This is a genomic window from Vibrio sp. AND4, assembly GCF_000171815.1.
In the GTDB taxonomy this organism is placed as follows: domain Bacteria; phylum Pseudomonadota; class Gammaproteobacteria; order Enterobacterales; family Vibrionaceae; genus Vibrio.
On record NZ_ABGR01000011.1, the window covers coordinates 44,939 to 63,216 of the forward strand.

An 18,278-nucleotide genomic window follows, 5' to 3' on the forward strand; every position below is an offset into this window, starting at 1 on the left:
AATATGATCATCAGTATGATTGCCGCGATGGCAGACAACCGAATCATCGGTAAAGACAACCAAATGCCTTGGCATCTTCCGGCCGATTTTGCATGGTTTAAGCGTTGCACCATGGGTAAGCCAGTCGTGATGGGACGCAAAACTTATGAATCGATTGGACGTCCTTTACCCGGTCGGTTGAATATTGTTATCAGCCGTGATCAATCACTTTCAATCGAGGGAGTAACGACTGTTATGTCGATTGAACAAGCGCTTGAAGTGGCGGGTCAGGTAGAAGAAGTGATGATAATTGGTGGTGGGGCGATTTATACTGCTTGTTTACCTCGGGTCAATAAATTGTATATCACTCATATTGAAGCCAAAATTGAGGGCGATACTCAGTTCCCAGACTGGGGAGGTGAGTTCAAAGAAACATATTCAGAAGTGTACCCAGCAGATGAGAAAAATGCTTATAACATGCGTTTTACGATTTTGGAAAAGTAATCAAATTGAGTCGAACAAGAAAAGCACCGCATTTGCGGTGCTTTTGGTTTTCTAGCCCGAACATCAGAGCCGTTAGCTGAGTGCTTGTTGAGTGAAAACTTGCTTGTCTTCCCAACGAATCATGGTGAGCGAGCCTCCCCAAACGCAGCCAGTATCAAGACCAATGATGCTTTCATCTATATGACCTTGCAGTGCCGCCCAGTGGCCAAACAACACCGCTTTTTCTAAGGGGATACGTTGCGGCAGTTTAAACCAAGGCACTAACTCTTCTTCGCAGACCTGTTGCGGTGGCAACTTACAATCCATATCTAAGCGACCATCAGGGAAGCAAAAGCGCATACGGGTAAGTGCGTTGATGGTATAGCGGTAGCGAGTGAGCCCCGATAGAGATTCATCCCAGAGATCAGGTTGGTTGCTGTACATGTTTTCTAGCAGCCAAGGCAATTGGTCACTTTGAATTATCGCTTCTACTTCGCGTGCGCAGGCTCTGGCGGTATCGAGATCCCATAACGGAGAGATGCCTGCATGGCACATGACAAAGTCATTGTGTTCTGCTAATAGCGGCTGTTGGGCGAGCCAGGTCATTAGTTCTTCTCTGTCTGGTGCTGAGAAGATAGGAGAGGTTTGATCCTTCTCTTTGATTTTCTTGAACCCTTGAGAGACCGCCATCAGGTGTAAGTCATGATTACCCAAAACGACGCAAGCACTGTCACCGAGGGATTTCACAAAGCGCAGTGTTTCTAGTGACTTTGGTCCTCTCGCAACAAGATCCCCAGCCAACCAAAGTTGGTCATGTGGAAGCGAAAAATTGACTTGGTCGAGTAGCTGCTGCAGCTCATCAAAACAGCCTTGAATATCACCAACGATGTAGGTAGCCACTGACTCTCCTGATTAATTTAAGACGTTTGGTATCGCCAAACGGAACGGGTCGATTTCAGTGATGAATTCGTTGCCCTTTGCATCCAGCAAAGTGTAGTGTCCTTGCATGACTCCAACTGGGGTCTCAATGGCGGTACCGCTACTGTAGGTGTATTCATCACTACCAGGAATGAAAGGCTGCCGACCGACGACACCTTCGCCCTCTACGGTCATCTGTTTGCCATTGGAGTCGGTAATCAACCAGCGACGGCTGATCAATTGCACGGTTTGTTGACTGAGGTTTTTTATCGTAATGACGTAAGCAAAAACATAGCGTTGCAGTTCAGGGTTGGACTGTTCTTCAATATATTTGGTATGAACTTGAATTTTGATGCAGGGTTGAATGACGTCCATGTGCACTCCTTGAAAAACGAATTCTCTCAATAATAATAAGCCAAACCGCGAAGGGTTTGGCTCATCGTTTGAGTTATTGGTGCTTCGGGTTATCGGCAAGCCAGTTTGCCATGGCAACAAACTGTTGTAGCGTCAGGTTCTCTGGACGCATGCTTGGGTTTACGCCTAACTCTTCTAATACTTCTGTGCTCAGTAGCGATTTGTAGCAGTTTCGGACGGTCTTACGACGTTGGTTAAAGCCCTCACGACATACGCGCTCCAACAAACGCAGATCTTTTGCTGGATGTGGAAGGACGTCGTAAGGCATTAAGCGCACAACGGCTGAATCTACTTTTGGTGGTGGTACAAAGGCTGTTGGTGGTACTTCTAGAACAGGAACAACTTTACAGAAGTACTGAGCCATTACCGTTAAACGGCCGTATGCTTTGCTACCTGGGCCCGCCGCTAAACGGTTGACCACCTCTTTTTGAAGCATAAAGTGCATATCTTGAATGTCTTTATGGAATTCAAACAGGTGGAACATCAATGGTGTAGAGATGTTGTATGGTAAGTTGCCGAAGATACGTAGCTTGTTGTTTGGCTTCACTAACTGAGAGAAGTCAAAGCGCATTGCATCGCCTTCATGAATGGTTAGCTTGTCGGCCAGTTCAGGGTGGTTGCGTAGACGCTCTGCTAGATCTCGGTCTAACTCGATAACGGTGAACTTATCGACTTCGCGGCCGACAGGTTCAGTAATTGCGCCAAGGCCAGGGCCGATCTCAACGAGGTTCTGGCCTGGTAGCGGGTTGATTGCTGATACGATACCATCAATGATGTATGGATCGTTCAGGAAGTTTTGACCAAAACGTTTACGCGCTTTGTGTCCTAGATGGACATCATTTCTCATTGTTTCTTCTCTACCAATTCTATCGCATGCGTGAGCGCTGTTCGGAAGCTCCCTGTATCCGCTTGACCTGTCCCTGCCAGTTCTAATGCAGTACCATGATCCACCGAGGTTCTAATAAATGGTAGACCAAGCGTAATGTTTACTGAACGACCAAAGCCCTTGTATTTTAATACAGGCAACACTTGATCGTGGTACATACCTAAAACAGCATCAGCATCGTTTAAATACTTTTCATTGAAAATGGTGTCTGCCGGCAATGGGCCGATCAGCTTGATTCCTTTTTCTTGTCGAATCTTTTCCAATGTTGGAGTGATGGTTTCGATCTCTTCGCGACCCAAACAGCCATCTTCTCCCGCGTGTGGATTTAATCCGCAAACATAGATGTTTGGCTGCGAGATGGCAAATTTTTCTACCAGATCTTTATGAAGAATATCGATGATTCTTTCTAATCGCTCTTTCGTTACGGCTTTTGATACGTAAGCCAAAGGAATATGCGTTGTCACTAGTGCAACTCGTAGACCTTCAGTGGCAAGCATCATCACGACCAATGGCGTATTGGACTTATCGGCAAAGAATTCGGTGTGGCCACTGAATGCAACACCTGAGCGATTAATTACCCCCTTGTGTACAGGGCCGGTGACAATAGCATCAAATTCATCATTCATACAGCCCAAAGCGGCTCTTTCTAACGTTTTTACAACGTAGTGGCCGTTGGCTTCATTAAGTTGACCTGCCACCGTACTCTCTGCGATTTCGATGTGATCGACGATTAACGTGCCAGCTTGTTGCGGTTTTGGTTGTTGTTCTGGATTGTAATCAAACAGTTGAACATCAATGCCAAGTTGCTGGGCTCTTTCCACGAGTACATTTTTATCTGCACACACGACAATTTGATGTGGCCAGTTTTCCTTAGACAGAGCCAGCACCAAGTCGGGGCCGATGCCCGCAGGTTCTCCTGCGGTCACGACGATCCTACGAATCGAATCAGTTGCCATTATTGTTATCCACGATTTCAACAAATGCGCTTGCACGTAGCTCTTGCATCCATGCTCCAGCTTCTTCGTTAAACTTACGGTTAAATAAAATGCGGTAAGCTTTATTCTTTATTGCTGAGTCTGTGCGGTCTACTTGGCGACGGTCTAAGACTTCAACAATGTGCCAACCGTGTACGGTTTTGAACGGCTCACTGATTGAGCCTACAGGTAGCGTTTCTACTTGGTGTTTAAACTCAGGCACGTACAGGTCCGGTGTTTGGAAGCCGAGTTCACCGTTTTGTGCTGCTGAACCTGGGTCTTGGCTGTATTGTGTTGCCAATTGGCCGAAGCTTGCTTCACCGGCTTTGATGCGACGAATGAACTCGTTCAGTTCTTTCTTCGCTCCGTCGTCACTTAAAATAACGGTTGGCTTAATCAGAATATGGCGAGCGTTTACTTCGGTAACGGCGACTGTCTCTAGGCCTTTCACATCCTCAATTTTTAGGATATGGAAACCGATGCCGCTGCGGAATGGGCCAATGATGTTACCTTTGTTTTGCATCTTGATCTGGTCTGCAAAAATGGTTGGCATTTCCTCTTTACGCATCCAACCCCAATCACCACCTTGCAGTGCTTTCGGGCCTTTTGAGTAGGTGTACGCCATTTCAGAAAAATCTGCGCCAGCTTTGAGTTTCTTAACCAATGCATTAGCCTCAGCTTCGACTTCTGACTTGTCTTTGTCATCAGAGAAACGAAGTTGAATGTGGCCAATTTTGTATTGAACGGTTGCGTTGGTTTCTTGTGCCAATTGGTCTGTAAGGCTATCTACCTCAGCTGGAAGAATGTTGATTCGACGGCGAACCAGTGCGTTCCGTGCTTCAGATGCAGCAATTTCTTTACGGATCTGTTCGCGAAATTCTGAGTAGTTTAGACCTTCCATTTGCACCGAGGCGGCCAGCTGTTCCACGCTTTGGTTATTGTTGCGAGCAATTTCTGCAATTGCTTGGTTAAGGCGATTGTCATCAATACGCACACCGATGCGCTTTGCTTCCTGACCTTGCAGCGTATCGATAATCAGTTTTTCCACCACTTGCTCTTTCAGTACACCTGCTGAAGGAAGGCTCTTACCACTTTGGCGAGCGTTGGCTTGGAGCGTTTTCATCGCAGTATCGATGTCGCTCTGTAGAATCACCCCATCGTTTACGATGACGGCAACCTTATCAAGCTCTGCTGGTGCTGCTGTTACACCACAAGAAAGTAGGGTGGTGACTATGAGTGATTTCCAAATTTTCATTAAAAATTCCGTCGGTAATTGTGATTGAGCGTCTTGTTATAGGTAAGACGGTTAATTTGATTAATTGTTCAAATAGAATGGACGACCATATTTGATCGCGTTATCTGAGCCATCAAGCTCTTCCGCAGCGGTCTCTGCTCGTTGGTTGGTTGCAAAACCCTGAATACCGAAGTTAACGCTGATGTTGTTTTCGTATTCCGGTGATGAACCATCGCTACCGATCACTTTGTCATCCCAACCTAATAGTTGGTTTGAGTAGGTTAAACCCAAGTACCAACAATCTGATTGATAACGTAAGCTGGCTAGCCACTCCATATCAATATTTTCATTCAGGTCGTAGTAGTACTGACCACTAGCAGACCAGCTAGGATTAAACTCGTATGCCGCTACAATACCTGCTTGTGAAATGCCTTTGCGAGTGAGCATATCTAGGTTTTTAACAGCGATGGTATCTTCAATGTACTCTTGTGTTACATAGCGGTAGTTACCTTGAATAAAACCATCTTTGAATTGGTATTCTAGTGTACTGTTAGCTAACTGCATCGAGCTCAAGTCGATATCGTACTGAAGTCCACCATGGTAGAGCAGATAATCGTTGTAGTTAAAATCGGCTTCAACTGCCCATGAAGAGTAGTTTGACGTTTCATCGGGCATGTTTGGGTTATTGTTGATCTTGGTTTTCTTATCGAAGTAGTAGATCTGGCCAAATGAGACGTTCAGACGCTCTTTGTAATCCTCATCGAAGAAACGCGTACTTGCACCATAGCTTAACTGATTTGCCGAGGCGATCTTGTCTATACCACTGTATTTACGGCTGCGGAAAAGGCCGTAGTAGTCGGTTTGCAACAACGTGGTGTCATAGTTGTAGATGTTGCTTTGATCTTCATCTGGCACATACAAGTATTGCAATTGCGGCTCTAGCGTTTGGGTGTAGCCTTCAATCCAGCTCGTATCTCGCTCTAGGTATATACGTGCATGGGAGCGAAATTCTGGCATCACACGTGATACGCTTTCGTCGAGTGCATTACGTTGAACTGGGTCAGTAAGCCCTGCTAGTTCTTGTGAGTAGTACGTCGACAAGAGGCGCGCCTCTGTGGTCCAAGTCGCCCATGAGTTGGATAGCGGTATCGTAATACCCGGCTCTACGTGCACGCGAGTGGCGTCTGGTTTGTCAGTATCGTCACTTTCGAAGCGGCTAACTTCGCTGTTAACATCGAAGTTTACGTAGTCGCCCCACAGTGGCGTGTAGTAGTTCAGCTCAAGTTGAGGGAGGATACGATACGGTTGGTTTTCATCCTCAAGGAGGATTTGGAAATCACGAACTCGTAGTGATGCATCCCAGAAATCTGAACGGTATTTGACTTCCCCTGCTTGGAGCAATTGACCGTCTTCCCGATTACCAATGTCCGAGTCTAGATCTCGGAAGTAGTCGACATCACTTACTTTGGAGTAATCAAGACTAACCACCCATTGTTTGTTGATAATACCGTCGTGCTTAAATTGGTAACCCCAACGTGTTTTATCAGAGTACTTTTTGTCACTGCCCATGTACTCGCCTTTGATTTCACCCCCACCCCAACCTTCGGTTAGGTAGCGGAAATCAGTATCGAGCTTATTACCACGCTTTTCCATATACATAGGCGTAATAGTCATGTCGTACTGCGGAGCAATATTCCAGTAAAAGGGAAGTTCGACTTCCAGACCATCACTAGAACCATAAGACAAAGATGGAAATAGGAGGCCGGTTTTACGCGTATTGCCAATAGGCATGGTTATGTACGGTATATAGAAAACGGGGACATCCAATATTTCGAAACGAGGGTGGTGCAGGGTTGCTGTCTCTTCGTTTTGGTCGACGTCGATACCAGATGCAACCAAGCGCCAAGCATTGTCACCCTGAGGGCAAGAGGTTATCGTACCATCTTCCAGTTCATAGACAGATTGACCAGTACGTGCGATGTATGCCGCTGTGCCTCGACCTTGTTGGCAAAGGAATTGGTAATTGGTGTTTTCTAGAGAGAAAGTATCCTCATTGATGTTGTTGGTTACACGATCAGAGCGTGCTTTCACTTTACCATCATTAAAGTTTACATTACCTTCGGCTACAACCACATTCTCTTGCTGGTGCAGCGTTACGTTATCTGCGGTGATCTTCTTCGGGCCTTGCGTTACTTCAACATTACCAGAGTACTGAGCTTTATCACCGTTGATGGCCTGTAGACTGTCTGCTTGTACGACAACTGGTGAGTTAAGCGCGTCCTCTTCACCACTTGTTTCGACCGAACATTGATCTGTGGCGGGCATTTCCTGCACACTATCATTGATATTCGCTTCAGCTTGAGTGGTCGGTACAAACAAGGCGGTGCTGATAGAGGCTGCTAAACATGTGCGGGAGAAATGTGGCATTGAATTGAACTTTCCTTTGTCACTGCTACTCGATGGCTATAGGGTGTTTACACCCTTGCTTGATAGCCAAATGAATCAACTATTGTTTGCAATTATGCCAGAACTGGGTTCGCTGTGGCATAATGCCGATATAAAATAGCTGCAAAGATAGCCAAGCGAAATAGCCTGACCTAAAAAAACGAATTCCATTATCATAAAGGAAATCGTTGCGTCCGGCACTATAAGTCCGCTGTCGTCGATAAAAATTCATTGATAGAGAACACATAATGCATATTTTTGGCAAAATTTTGGGGGCTTTTTTTGGTTTATTACTCGGTGGTCCATTCGGTTTGTTGTTTGGCCTATTTGTCGGTCACCAATTCGATAAAGCACGCCGCCTAAGCCAAGCTGGATTTTCGGCAGGTGGTTTCGGCAAAGGACCTAGCCAAGCTCAGCGCCAAGAAGAATTTTTTAAGGCAGCATTCGCCGTGATGGGACACGTCGCAAAAGCCAAAGGTCAAGTCACCAAAGAAGAGATCCAACTGGCTTCGACTATGATGGAACGTATGAACCTTCATGGAGAGCAACGCCGCGCTGCACAAGGAGCCTTCCGTGAAGGTAAAGAGAGTGACTTTCCTCTAGAAGATGTATTGGTTCGTGTGAAGATCTCTTCGGCAGGGCGTTTTGACCTGTTGCAATTCTTCCTAGAGCTGCAAATCTCAGCTGCCTTTGCTGATGGTTCGATTCATCCGAGTGAACGTAATGTCTTGCATAAAATTGCTCGAGGCTTGGGGTTCTCCTCTGAGCAGTTAGAGCGTCGCCTGCACATGCAAGAGGCAGCGTTCCGTTTCCAAAGCCAAGGTGGTTTTCAGGGCCAGCAGCAGGGACAATACCAATCTGCTGGCTGGCAACAAGCATCACAAGCGGATCAACTTGCGGATGCCTATAAAATTCTGGATGTGTCTTCAGATGCGGACGGTAAAACAGTAAAACGTGCTTACCGTAAACTGATGAATGAGCATCATCCAGATAAATTGATGGCAAAAGGTCTACCGCCAGAGATGATGAACGTGGCGAAAGAAAAGTCACAGGAAATTCAAAGTGCTTACGATCTGATAAAGAGTGTCAAAGGGTTTAAGTAGCCAGATATTTTCTAATAATCGTTACACTAAAAGGGCACTCGGTGCCCTTTTTCGATCTTATGCCCTGCCTTGATTTATTGGAGTCTTTTGATTTTCCCTTTTTAGGGGGCAGGAGACGCTCAAAAGCTGATTAACTTGTCAGAATCTACATTAGTTGGCTTGATTTAAGTTCCAATCGTATTTGTATTTCACGTTACCAGAGAAGTCTTTGTAGTGTGGCGCGTATTTCGCGATGTGGTTGAATACTTGTTTTTTTCCGCCAAAGTCTGCTGCAAACCAATCATAAATGGAAGAAAGTTGAGCTGTATTCCCGCTAATGAGCACGCCTTTGTTGCTGTTGATAAATATTTTTGCTGCGGAATCGAGTAGCCTTGGGGTGTTTTCAGCGGTAAATGCTTGAGGTTGAAGGTTAGGGCACCCTAAACTTGCACAGTTCACCGCGTAATGTGTTCTGGGATCATTCCAAATCGGGCGCAAAATTCGATGTTCAATGTCGTTTAGTGTCAGTGCCTTATCGTTAATCACCACCACATCATCGGCCCAAGGCCCAAAACTAAATAAACCACCCAGTTTGGTTATCGATTCGACAGGGTAGTTATCCAGAATGAGATCAACCGTGATGGCGTTATAGAGGTTCACCCAATACGCGTACTGCTCTGCTCGGTTGTATTGCAAAGGGTTAAGTTTGGCTAATCGCTGGATATATTGTTTCAGCTTTTCTTTGTCAGAAACTGTGACTTGGCTATAGCGAAACAAGGTATTCTCTCCTTGCTCAACGACGTAAGCATCAAGCAACTGTTGCCACTCTTGATGGGAAATTTGGGCTTGGTTAGCTTGATTCGACTGCTTCCAATACGGCCATAAATCCGATTTAGGTGCGGAAAATGTCGAGAAAGAAACCAGAGCACAAAATAGCAAGAATAGACGCTTCATAGAGAGACCTTTGGGTTAAACCTTGTTGCTAGTGTAGACCCGTCTACGACGGGATTTCTTTCCTGATATAGGAATATAAAGAAAAAAGGTTGGCCTATGCCAACCTTGTAGACCCAAGTCAGTCTCGCTGAACCTAACATCTCGAGGTTACTTGGGTATATTTGTTTCAATTGCGCTTTGAATTAGCTTAAGAAGTTCGGGATATTCGCTTCGTACTCGGCAATCTTGTCTTCGTGTTGAAGGGTCAGACCGATGTTATCTAGCCCGTTTAGTAAGCAGTGTCGGCGGAAGCTATCAATTTCAAAGCTGTACTCTTTGCCATTGGCACGGACCAGATTCGCTTCTAGGTCCACTTCGACTTCAGCCCCCTCATTCGCTTCAACAAACTTGAAGATTTCATCCACTTCTTGCTCAGTCAAACGGACAGGGATCATTTGGTTGTTGATCGAGTTGCCGTAGAAAATATCGGCAAAGCTAGGTGCGATCATTGCTTTGATGCCGTAATCCGCGAGTGCCCATGGAGCGTGCTCACGAGAAGAACCACAACCAAAGTTTTCACGCGCGAGTAGGATAGAAGCGCCTCGGTAGCGTGGAGCGTTCATCACGAACTCTGGGTTTGGCTGTTCGCCAGCGTCATCTAGAAAGCGCCAGTCATGAAACAAGTGCTTACCAAAACCTAGACGAGAGACCTTTTGTAGGAACTGCTTTGGAATGATGGCATCAGTATCCACGTTCGCTGCATCGAGAGGAACCACTAAGCCTGTGTGCTGTTTAAAACCTGACATCTGTTTTTCCCCTAGTTCTGTTTATCAAAAGAAGCGAGTTGACGAATATCGACAAAGTGACCTGCGATTGCTGCTGCTGCTGCCATCGCAGGGCTCACTAGGTGGGTGCGGCCATCACGACCTTGGCGGCCTTCAAAGTTACGGTTTGAAGTAGACGCGCAACGTTCATGTGGACCCAAGCGGTCGTTGTTCATTGCTAGACACATTGAGCAGCCCGGTAAACGCCACTCAAAGCCAGCTTGTTTAAAGATAATGTCTAGGCCTTCGGCTTCTGCTTGCGCTTTTACTTGCTCAGAGCCAGGAACGATGAGAGCTTGAACGTGAGACGCGACTCTGCGACCTTTCGCTACTTCAGCGGCTGCACGCATGTCTTCGATACGTGAGTTAGTGCAAGAGCCAACGAAGACTTTATCGACGTTGTAATCAGACAATGACTTGCCCGCTTCTAGACCCATGTAAGCCAAGGCTTTTTCTGCCGATGCTTTTTCTACTGGGTCGGCAAAACTTTCCGGTGCTGGGATCGGTTGATCTACCGCGATCACTTGGCCTGGGTTAGTACCCCAAGTGACTTGTGGTCTGATATCCGCTGCGTTTAGTGTCACGACCGCATCAAACTGGGCGTCATCGTCAGTTTTTAATGTCTTCCAGTACTCTACTGCGGCATCAAAGTCCGCACCTTGAGGTGAGAATTTACGGCCTTTAATGTATTCGAATGTGGTTTCATCTGGCGCAATCAAACCGGCTTTGGCGCCGAGCTCAATCGCCATGTTACATACCGTCATGCGGCCTTCCATTGAAAGGTCTGTGATGGCCTCTCCGCAGAATTCAACCACGTACCCCGTACCGCCAGCCGCTGTCGTTTCACCGATGATTGCTAGCACGATGTCTTTAGCTGTGATGCCTGGCGCTACTTTGCCTTTTACTTCGATCTTCATCGTTTTTGCACGCGCTTGTTTAAGCGTTTGTGTGGCTAATACGTGTTCAACTTCAGAGGTTCCTATACCAAAAGCGAGAGAGCCGAATGCACCGTGTGTCGCCGTGTGTGAGTCACCACAAACAATCGTCATGCCCGGTAGGGTAATACCAAGCTCTGGGCCCATGACGTGGACAATGCCTTGGTATTTGTGGTTGATGTCGTAAAGCGTGACGCCAAATTCTTCACAGTTTTTTGATAGCGTTTCCATCTGGATGCGTGCCATCTCACCGGATGCGTTGATGTCTTTGGTTGTGGTCGAAACGTTGTGGTCCATGGTGGCAAAAGTTTTGCTAACCTGACGCACTTTTCGACCTTTTTCACGCAGGCCGTCAAATGCCTGAGGAGACGTCACTTCGTGTACCAAATGACGGTCGATGTACAAGATTGGGTTTTCCCCATCGGCTGCGACGGCAACGTGTGCGTCGTAGACTTTTTCGTATAATGTTTTGCCCATTGTTTGCTATCTCGTGTATGGCTCCCGATAACGGCTCATCAGGAGCAAATAATTATTATTAAGTCTCTTGTATTAAGAGTTTAAGATGTACTCAGCGATTTTATCGCCCATTTCAGACGTCGAAAGTGCAGGGTTGTCACTGGCAAGGTCGCCTGTTAGTTCACCCGCTGATAGCGCTTTTGATACGGCCGTTTCTATGTCTTGTGCCGCCGCTTCTTCACCTAAGCTGTAACGCAGCATCAGTGCCGCTGATAGGATTTGCGCTACAGGATTAGCGATATTTTTGCCTGCGATATCTGGGGCACTGCCGCCAGCAGGTTCGTACAGACCGAACTTGCTCTCGTTTAGACTCGCTGAAGGCAACATCCCCATAGAGCCTGTGATCATCGCGCACTCATCAGAAATGATGTCGCCGAAGATGTTCGAACACAGCATTACGTCGAACTGTGCAGGGTCTTTGATAAGCTGCATCGTTGCGTTATCAATGTACATGTGTGACAACTCAACGTCTGGGTAGTCTTTTGCGATCTCTTCGACCACTTCACGCCATAGAATTGAGCTTTGTAGAACGTTCGCTTTGTCGATTGAGCAGACTTTTTTACGACGTAAACGTGCAGACTCAAAAGCGATCTTCGCGATACGTTCGATTTCATAGCGGTGGTAAATCTCTGTATCGAAGGCTTTCTCTGTTGGGCCTTCGCCTTCACGGCCTTTAGGTTGACCGAAGTAGATACCGCCCGTTAGCTCACGCACCACTACGATGTCAAAACCACGGCCAGAGATGTCCGCACGCAGTGGTGAGAAAGCCTCTAGACCTGAGTGGATTTGCGCTGGGCGTAGATTACAGAACAGTTGGAAGTGCTTGCGTAGTGGCAGTAGAGCACCGCGCTCAGGTTGATCGTTTGGTGGTAAGTGTTCCCACTTAGGGCCGCCAACCGAACCGAATAAAACGGCATCAGACTCTTCACACGCTTTCACCGTGCTCTCTGGAAGAGGACAACCGTGGTTATCGATCGCAATACCACCTACGTCGTGTTCGTCACGCTCAAACGTAATGCCGTGTTTCTTCTCAATTGCGTTCAATACTTTATGTGCTTGCGCCATTACTTCTGGGCCGATGCCGTCGCCGGGTAAAATGGCAATTTTGTATGCTTTGTCTGTCATGTTAATCCTTTAAATGTTCGATTTTTTTGTTTTGTCTCAACGAATTTGGTGGAGCCTGAGTTGTGAGGTTCAAGCTCTATTTGTTACTCATTAAACCGCCGCTATTTTATTTTGCTTCATCTCTGCAATCGTATCCGCCCGGTGAATGCTGTTGATGACGTGCAGTAGTGCTTGACCTGATGCTTCAACAATATCGGTAGAAACGCCAGTACCATGGTACTTACGGCCTTTGTAGTTAGCGATGATGTCAGCTTGGCCAAGACCGTCTTCACCTTCGCCTTTTGCGGTTAGGTCAAACTTATCTAGCACGATGTCGTAACCAGTTACTCGGTAGATACATTGGTATAACGCATCAACCGGACCATTACCGACGGCCGCTTCACACATCTCTTTATCACCGCATTGCATCTTAACGCTGGTGGTCGCCATCACACTGCCAGATTGCACGCTTAGGTAGTTCAACTTGTAAAAGTCGTCTTCTTCACGCAAGTTCGAGAAATGCATCAGTGCTTCAAGGTCATAATCAAATACTTGACCTTTGCGGTCGGCAAGCTTTAGGAAGTCCTCGTACAATGCATCTAGATTGTACTCCTCTTCTTTGTAGCCCATGGTGTCCATGTGGCTTTTCACGGCAGCGCGTCCACTGCGGCTGGTTAGGTTTAATGCTTGGTTCTTAAGGCCAATCGACTCAGGCGTCATGATCTCGTAAGTGTTTTTGTTCTTTAGCATGCCATCTTGGTGGATCCCTGAAGAGTGGCTAAATGCGTTAGCACCCACGATGGCTTTATTGCTCTGGATTGGCATGTTACACAGTTGGCTGACCAACTTACTGGTGCGATGGATTTCGTCGTGTTTTAGACCGGTATGCACCCCCATGAATTCTTGACGGGTTTTTAGGATCATTGCGATTTCTTCAAGAGAACAGTTACCCGCGCGTTCACCTATACCGTTAATGGTGCCTTCTACCTGACGAGCCCCCGCTTGAACGGCAGCAATAGAGTTCGCAACAGACATACCTAAATCATCGTGGCAGTGAACAGAAATGATCGCTTTGTCGATGTTTGGTACGCGGTTAAATAGGGTCTCAATGATGCCACCAAACTCGCTTGGTACTGTGTAACCAACGGTATCTGGAATGTTGATGGTAGTTGCACCTGCATTGATAGCGGCTTCAACCATACGACATAAGTTGTCGATAGGAGTTCGTCCCGCATCTTCACAAGAAAACTCGACGTCATCAGTGTAGTTCCGCGCATGTTTGACGGCTTTTACGCCCATTTCTACTACATCGTCGTAGCTACGGCGCAGTTTGTCTTGAACGTGAACGGTCGACGTTGAAATAAAAGTATGGATTCGAAATGCATCTGCCACTTTCAGCGCTTCAGCAGCAGCATCAATATCTTTCGCCACGGCACGCGAAAGGGCACAAATTCGACTGTTTTTGATGTGTTTGGCGATGGTTTGTACAGATTCGAAATCACCTGGAGAGGAAACAGGAAAACCAGCCTCAATAACATCAACACCTAGCCTTTCCAGCGCATAGGCAATTTGCAGTTTTTCTTTAACCGTCAAGCTTGCTGACAACGCTTGTTCGCCATCACGCAATGTGGTGTCGAATATAATGACTTGATTGTTCATGTTTGCTTCCTTCATGATTTCTGCACGTTTCGTGCTATTTAATCGTTTACTTCCGGTATTTAGATATAAAAAAACCCGCATTTTCATGCGGGCTTCTTTGAAATTGGTGTGGTTATTTTTCTTCCACAGCCTACCCGCGCGAATTGGTCACGATCAGGAGGAGGCTAAGCAGGATAGAAAAATGTGCTGACATAGTTGTTAAGCATTCCACAAAATTAAGTTAACAAATTAGTACCGCACTCAACGAAGCGCGTCAACCCTAAAGTCGATTTTTTATTCATATCGGATGAGTATACTAATGAGTAGTTAGGGAATGATATGCCTGTTGAATGGATCATTTAAGAATAAGATGCGCTCTGAGTGTGTAATAACAACCGGGTTTGCCTCGATGAGTGCATGTCATTAATTGTCCAACTTACCGTCATCTAGCTGTCACTTTCAACGCCTAGTTTTCATATTAAAGTCGTTGTCAAAGGAAAGGACAGTTACATGCGAGCTTTAGAGGCAATAATTCATCCGATGGCCAGTATTGCTAAATTTGATTTTGCCTTATCTAGTGTGTGTTTACAGCATCGTTTTAACCAGCAAGTCGCTAAGATAAGTAAAGGTGTATCACACAGTGGGGACGGGCATCTTTATTTGGTGTTGGGTTTGCTGGCTTGGTTTCTGGATGAACAGCAAGGGTTGTGGTTCTTACTTACTGGCCTGGTTGCGTTTGCAATTGAGTTGCCCATCTACTGGACGTTAAAAAACGGTTTTAAACGTCGTCGCCCAAAAGAGCTTAGTTCACTGCTTCCCGCCTTTATTACTCCCTCTGATCGCTACAGTTTACCTTCTGGTCATACGGCAGCTGGCTTCATGATGGCGACGCTCATCAACCATTTTTATCCTGAACTGGGGGCCTTTTCCTTCGTTTGGGCTGGGTTAATCGGTACTTCACGGCTCCTGCTTGGCGTGCATTTTTTTACAGATGTCATCATAGGTGCTCTACTGGGCAGCTTTTGTGGCTCTATCGCTTTAACGTTGACCGCTTAATTATGAGTGCGTTAGCTATGATAGGAAGTTAATTGATGAAAATCCTTTATGGCGTTCAAGGAACAGGAAATGGTCATATTGCTCGAGCGCGGGCGATGAATGAGGCATTCAAAGCACATGAAGTGCAGGTCGATTTTCTCTTTTCTGGTCGAGAGCCAAGTAAGTATTTCTCGATGGAAGTATTTGGTGATTATCAGACCAGACGTGGATTTACTTTTGTTACGGAAAATGGTGCGGTGAACTACACCAAAACCGCTCTGAGTAATAATCTGATTCAGTTTTTCAAAGAAGTGAAGCAGCTTGACCTCTCTTGTTATGATTTAATTATCAATGATTTTGAACCAGTTTCGGCTTGGGCGGCACGTAAGCAAAACAAACCTTGTATTGGCATTAGTCATCAGAACGCATTTCGTCATCCGATACCACAAAAAGGAGCAAGTTGGTTTGATAAGTCGGTGATTAGATACTTTGCTCCTTCTATGTATCACCTAGGGCTACATTGGTATCACTTTGACCAGCCTATTCTTCCACCCATTGTGCATACGCTCGATTCTACAGAGGAAAGTGAAGATTTTGTCTTGGTATACTTACCGTTTGAATCGATAGAAGACATCAGCGACTTACTGTTTCACTTCAATCAGCAGAATTTTGTTTGTTATCACCCGAACGTGATTGAGTGCGAACGCATTGAAAATATTGAGTTGAGGCCTTTGTGTCACGCCAACTTTCACTATCACTTACAGCGTTGCAGTGGTGTGATTGCTAATGGTGGCTTTGAGCTGCCGTCAGAGGCACTGTCGTTAGGTAAGAAACTTTTGCTCAAACCCTTAGCTGGACAATTCGAACAGCAAAGTAATGTCGCAACATTGGAGGACCTTGGGTTGGCGACATCAATGGATAATTTAGATAACTCCATAGTCCGCCAGTGGCTTAAGGAGCAACACGCGGAAAGTGTGAAGTACCCTAATGTGGCAAAAGCGATTGCCAGTTGGGTGATGGAAGGGGCTTGGGATAGAACTGAAAAACTCTCACAGCAGCTTTGGGACCAAGTTGATTTTCCCAGTTATGTATCCACACTTTAGCCGCTCTCTGCATCAAATATCTGCGGTCATCCACTCGCTTAATAGCTGCATTTTTATATCCTCATTACTATCCCTATTCGCGTAATTTTATCGATTTCTTCACCGTTTCGTATGTTTTTTGAACCAAGTTATTGATATTGCCTTTTAAGTTTAATTATTAATGATATTCTCAGTAAATGAGTTGTATGATTCCTGCTAATTATCATTAGTTTGCTAAATGGGTTGTTGTAAACCTCTAATTTAGTTGTTTTATACTTTTTTATGTTTTCCTTAACATTATGATAAATATTGTATAAATAACTAATTGGCTAAAATTTAATGATTAAATATCAATCTAGTTGATTAACCATAATCAATTAGTTGATAGTACGGTTTAAGCCGGAATTATCCGGACAATAAATATAAAACAAGTTCGGTTTTCTATTCCTTACAAATGATTTGAATCCAGCCACGGTCGTCTGTGTGCGATGGGATTCTATTCGTTAAGAATTCATTGAACCAAATTGACGATTACACAAGAGGCGCCCCCATGTTAGATAAAAAAGACGCGATGAGCGCAATTGCTAGCTACCGTATGGAAAGCACATTGCGTGGTGTAGATTTAAATCTATTGACCGTATTTGATGCTGTAATGCAAGAGCAAAACATTACTCGTGCAGCACACAACCTAGGTATGTCACAACCAGCGGTAAGTAACGCGGTCGCTCGCTTAAAAGTGATGTTTAATGATGAGCTATTTATGCGTCAGGGTCGTGGTATCCAACCAACTCAACGTGCTCGTCAACTGTTTGGTCCAATCCGCCAAGCATTGCAACTTATTCGTAACGAATTACCAAGTTCAGTTTTCCAGCCTGAATCTTCAACTCGCCTATTCAAGCTAGCGATTTGTAGCCCATGTGACATGCGTTTCGCTCCTCGTATTATGGCAAACATCAACGAGCAGGCTCCAAGCGTACAGCTTCACCTAGATGCGGAATTCGATCGTCTTCTGTCTGAGCGTATGCGCTACCAAGAAATCGACTTCGTAATCGACTACGCTCGTTTTGATGATCAAGGCTTCTCAAGCACTGAAATCTTTAAAGATGAGCTCGTTGTGATTGCTTCTAAGACGCATCCTCGTATTCAAGGTGGCGTATCTTCTGAGCAACTGATTAACGAAAAACATGCGAAACTATCACGCGTACACGGCCAGCGTAGCTTCTCTGAGCAAGCTTACCGTGAACTCGATTGCCGAGCAGCGTATGAAGGTTCAAGTCTAAGTAACTTACTTTACGTTGTCAGCCAGTCGGAACTTGTGACTATCGCTCCACGTTGGATGGCAGAAAATGCAATAAACAGTGACCAACTGCAAATTCTAGACTTACCATTTGAAAACAAAGAAATCAGCGGTTATCTGAGCTGGCACGAATCAAGTGAAAAAGACAAAGGTCACATCTGGTTGCGTGATCTGCTAATGGTCACTTGTGGTGAAGTGGTAGCGCTTAAATAAGCCGATTTTTTAGCCTGACTAACTGGTCAGACTGGACTTGTAATCATCAATTTTTACAATTCCTTGGCCCTGAGAGATGTCCGTCTTTCGGGGTCTTTTTATATCCGCCAAATGACTGTTTAAATAGTGACTTAAGTTGGTTGAATTTCCGCCAGTTAAATATGAGCTATGCTCTATTTAGCGATGGTTGTCTCTTAATAATACTAAGTTTGATAATGGTCAGTTGCGTTTTTAAGCGTTGAGGTTACACTTGTACGCTCAATTAGCTTACGTCTGTAAGCCAAAA

16 protein-coding genes are annotated in these 18,278 nt (G+C 45.5%); 5 read left to right on the forward strand and 11 right to left on the reverse strand.

Features of this window, described 5'->3' with window-relative positions:
* The first annotated feature begins 3 nt into the window (after positions 1-3).
* Positions 4-483 (forward strand): type 3 dihydrofolate reductase, encoded by a 480-nt coding sequence (gene folA / locus AND4_RS12390; RefSeq protein ID WP_009843318.1) that lies wholly within the window; start codon positions 4-6, stop codon positions 481-483.
* 72 nt (positions 484-555) lie between these two features.
* On the opposite strand, the gene apaH is transcribed toward folA, so the two are convergent.
* The 6 genes from apaH to lptD all read right to left on the reverse strand — a co-directional run bounded on the left by apaH (position 556) and on the right by lptD (position 7,315).
* Entirely contained in the window at positions 556-1,362 is an 807-nt protein-coding gene (gene apaH / locus AND4_RS12395) for a bis(5'-nucleosyl)-tetraphosphatase (symmetrical) ApaH (RefSeq protein ID WP_009843319.1), read from the reverse strand.
* A gap of 12 nt (positions 1,363-1,374) precedes the next feature.
* Positions 1,375-1,755 (reverse strand): Co2+/Mg2+ efflux protein ApaG, encoded by a 381-nt coding sequence (gene apaG / locus AND4_RS12400; protein ID WP_009843320.1) that lies wholly within the window; start codon positions 1,753-1,755, stop codon positions 1,375-1,377.
* Positions 1,756-1,828: 73 nt separating this feature from the next.
* Positions 1,829-2,641, reverse strand: coding sequence for a 16S rRNA (adenine(1518)-N(6)/adenine(1519)-N(6))-dimethyltransferase RsmA (gene rsmA / locus AND4_RS12405; RefSeq protein ID WP_009843321.1), 813 nt, complete (start codon positions 2,639-2,641; stop codon positions 1,829-1,831).
* Positions 2,638-3,636, reverse strand: coding sequence for a 4-hydroxythreonine-4-phosphate dehydrogenase PdxA (pdxA, locus tag AND4_RS12410; protein ID WP_009843322.1), 999 nt, complete (start codon positions 3,634-3,636; stop codon positions 2,638-2,640). Before pdxA ends, rsmA begins: the two co-directional genes overlap by 4 nt.
* A complete protein-coding gene (surA, locus tag AND4_RS12415; RefSeq protein WP_009843323.1) occupies positions 3,626-4,909 on the reverse strand; it encodes a peptidylprolyl isomerase SurA in 1,284 nt (427 codons plus the stop codon). The genes pdxA and surA overlap by 11 nt, the downstream gene beginning before the upstream one ends.
* Before the next feature lie 60 nt (positions 4,910-4,969).
* The gene (lptD, locus tag AND4_RS12420; RefSeq protein WP_009843324.1) at positions 4,970-7,315 is read right to left on the reverse strand and encodes an LPS assembly protein LptD; all 2,346 of its coding nucleotides are present in this window, start codon (positions 7,313-7,315) and stop codon (positions 4,970-4,972) included.
* 266 nt (positions 7,316-7,581) lie between these two features.
* Between lptD and djlA the strand changes: the two genes are divergently transcribed.
* Positions 7,582-8,436, forward strand: a complete 855-nt coding sequence (gene djlA, locus AND4_RS12425) for a co-chaperone DjlA (RefSeq protein ID WP_009843325.1) — start codon at positions 7,582-7,584, stop codon at positions 8,434-8,436.
* Positions 8,437-8,586: 150 nt separating this feature from the next.
* Here the strand turns inward: djlA and AND4_RS12430 are convergent, their stop codons facing one another.
* From AND4_RS12430 to leuA, 5 genes are all read right to left on the reverse strand, one after another.
* The gene (locus tag AND4_RS12430; RefSeq protein ID WP_009843326.1) at positions 8,587-9,369 is read right to left on the reverse strand and encodes a DUF547 domain-containing protein; all 783 of its coding nucleotides are present in this window, start codon (positions 9,367-9,369) and stop codon (positions 8,587-8,589) included.
* Positions 9,370-9,551: 182 nt separating this feature from the next.
* Positions 9,552-10,154 carry a 3-isopropylmalate dehydratase small subunit gene (leuD, locus tag AND4_RS12435; RefSeq protein ID WP_009843327.1) on the reverse strand — a complete coding sequence of 201 codons (603 nt, stop codon included), beginning with the start codon at positions 10,152-10,154 and terminating at the stop codon, positions 9,552-9,554.
* Between the two features lie 11 nt (positions 10,155-10,165).
* Positions 10,166-11,584 carry a 3-isopropylmalate dehydratase large subunit gene (gene leuC, locus AND4_RS12440; protein WP_009843328.1) on the reverse strand — a complete coding sequence of 473 codons (1,419 nt, stop codon included), beginning with the start codon at positions 11,582-11,584 and terminating at the stop codon, positions 10,166-10,168.
* Positions 11,585-11,656: 72 nt separating this feature from the next.
* On the reverse strand, positions 11,657-12,748 hold the full coding sequence (leuB, locus tag AND4_RS12445; RefSeq protein WP_009843329.1) for a 3-isopropylmalate dehydrogenase: 1,092 nt from the start codon (positions 12,746-12,748) through the stop codon (positions 11,657-11,659).
* Between the two features lie 90 nt (positions 12,749-12,838).
* Complete coding sequence (gene leuA / locus AND4_RS12450) at positions 12,839-14,386, reverse strand: 2-isopropylmalate synthase (protein WP_009843330.1); 1,548 nt, start codon at positions 14,384-14,386, stop codon at positions 12,839-12,841.
* A gap of 489 nt (positions 14,387-14,875) precedes the next feature.
* Between leuA and AND4_RS12455 the strand changes: the two genes are divergently transcribed.
* The 3 genes from AND4_RS12455 (at position 14,876) to calR (ending at position 17,992) form a co-directional block, all read left to right on the forward strand.
* Complete coding sequence (locus AND4_RS12455) at positions 14,876-15,421, forward strand: phosphatase PAP2 family protein (RefSeq protein WP_009843331.1); 546 nt, start codon at positions 14,876-14,878, stop codon at positions 15,419-15,421.
* A 35-nt stretch (positions 15,422-15,456) separates the two neighbouring features.
* Positions 15,457-16,503: an MJ1255/VC2487 family glycosyltransferase gene (locus AND4_RS12460; protein WP_009843332.1), complete on the forward strand. Its 1,047-nt coding sequence runs from the start codon at positions 15,457-15,459 to the stop codon at positions 16,501-16,503.
* Between the two features lie 529 nt (positions 16,504-17,032).
* Positions 17,033-17,992 carry a LysR family transcriptional regulator CalR gene (calR, locus tag AND4_RS12465; protein WP_009843333.1) on the forward strand — a complete coding sequence of 320 codons (960 nt, stop codon included), beginning with the start codon at positions 17,033-17,035 and terminating at the stop codon, positions 17,990-17,992.
* The last annotated feature ends 286 nt before the right edge of the window (positions 17,993-18,278 follow it).

Bases quoted from the DNA above. Each gene is read 5' to 3' on its own strand.
- folA (WP_009843318.1), top strand. From the start codon at position 4: ATGATCATCAGTATGATTGCCGCGATGGCAGACAACCGAATCATCGGT.
- apaG (WP_009843320.1), bottom strand. From the start codon at position 1,755: ATGGACGTCATTCAACCCTGCATCAAAATTCAAGTTCATACCAAATAT.
- rsmA (WP_009843321.1), bottom strand. From the start codon at position 2,641: ATGAGAAATGATGTCCATCTAGGACACAAAGCGCGTAAACGTTTTGGT.
- pdxA (WP_009843322.1), bottom strand. From the start codon at position 3,636: ATGGCAACTGATTCGATTCGTAGGATCGTCGTGACCGCAGGAGAACCT.
- surA (WP_009843323.1), bottom strand. From the start codon at position 4,909: ATGAAAATTTGGAAATCACTCATAGTCACCACCCTACTTTCTTGTGGT.
- lptD (WP_009843324.1), bottom strand. From the start codon at position 7,315: ATGCCACATTTCTCCCGCACATGTTTAGCAGCCTCTATCAGCACCGCC.
- djlA (WP_009843325.1), top strand. From the start codon at position 7,582: ATGCATATTTTTGGCAAAATTTTGGGGGCTTTTTTTGGTTTATTACTC.
- AND4_RS12430 (WP_009843326.1), bottom strand. From the start codon at position 9,369: ATGAAGCGTCTATTCTTGCTATTTTGTGCTCTGGTTTCTTTCTCGACA.
- leuD (WP_009843327.1), bottom strand. From the start codon at position 10,154: ATGTCAGGTTTTAAACAGCACACAGGCTTAGTGGTTCCTCTCGATGCA.
- leuC (WP_009843328.1), bottom strand. From the start codon at position 11,584: ATGGGCAAAACATTATACGAAAAAGTCTACGACGCACACGTTGCCGTC.
- leuB (WP_009843329.1), bottom strand. From the start codon at position 12,748: ATGACAGACAAAGCATACAAAATTGCCATTTTACCCGGCGACGGCATC.
- leuA (WP_009843330.1), bottom strand. From the start codon at position 14,386: ATGAACAATCAAGTCATTATATTCGACACCACATTGCGTGATGGCGAA.
- AND4_RS12455 (WP_009843331.1), top strand. From the start codon at position 14,876: ATGCGAGCTTTAGAGGCAATAATTCATCCGATGGCCAGTATTGCTAAA.
- AND4_RS12460 (WP_009843332.1), top strand. From the start codon at position 15,457: ATGAAAATCCTTTATGGCGTTCAAGGAACAGGAAATGGTCATATTGCT.
- calR (WP_009843333.1), top strand. From the start codon at position 17,033: ATGTTAGATAAAAAAGACGCGATGAGCGCAATTGCTAGCTACCGTATG.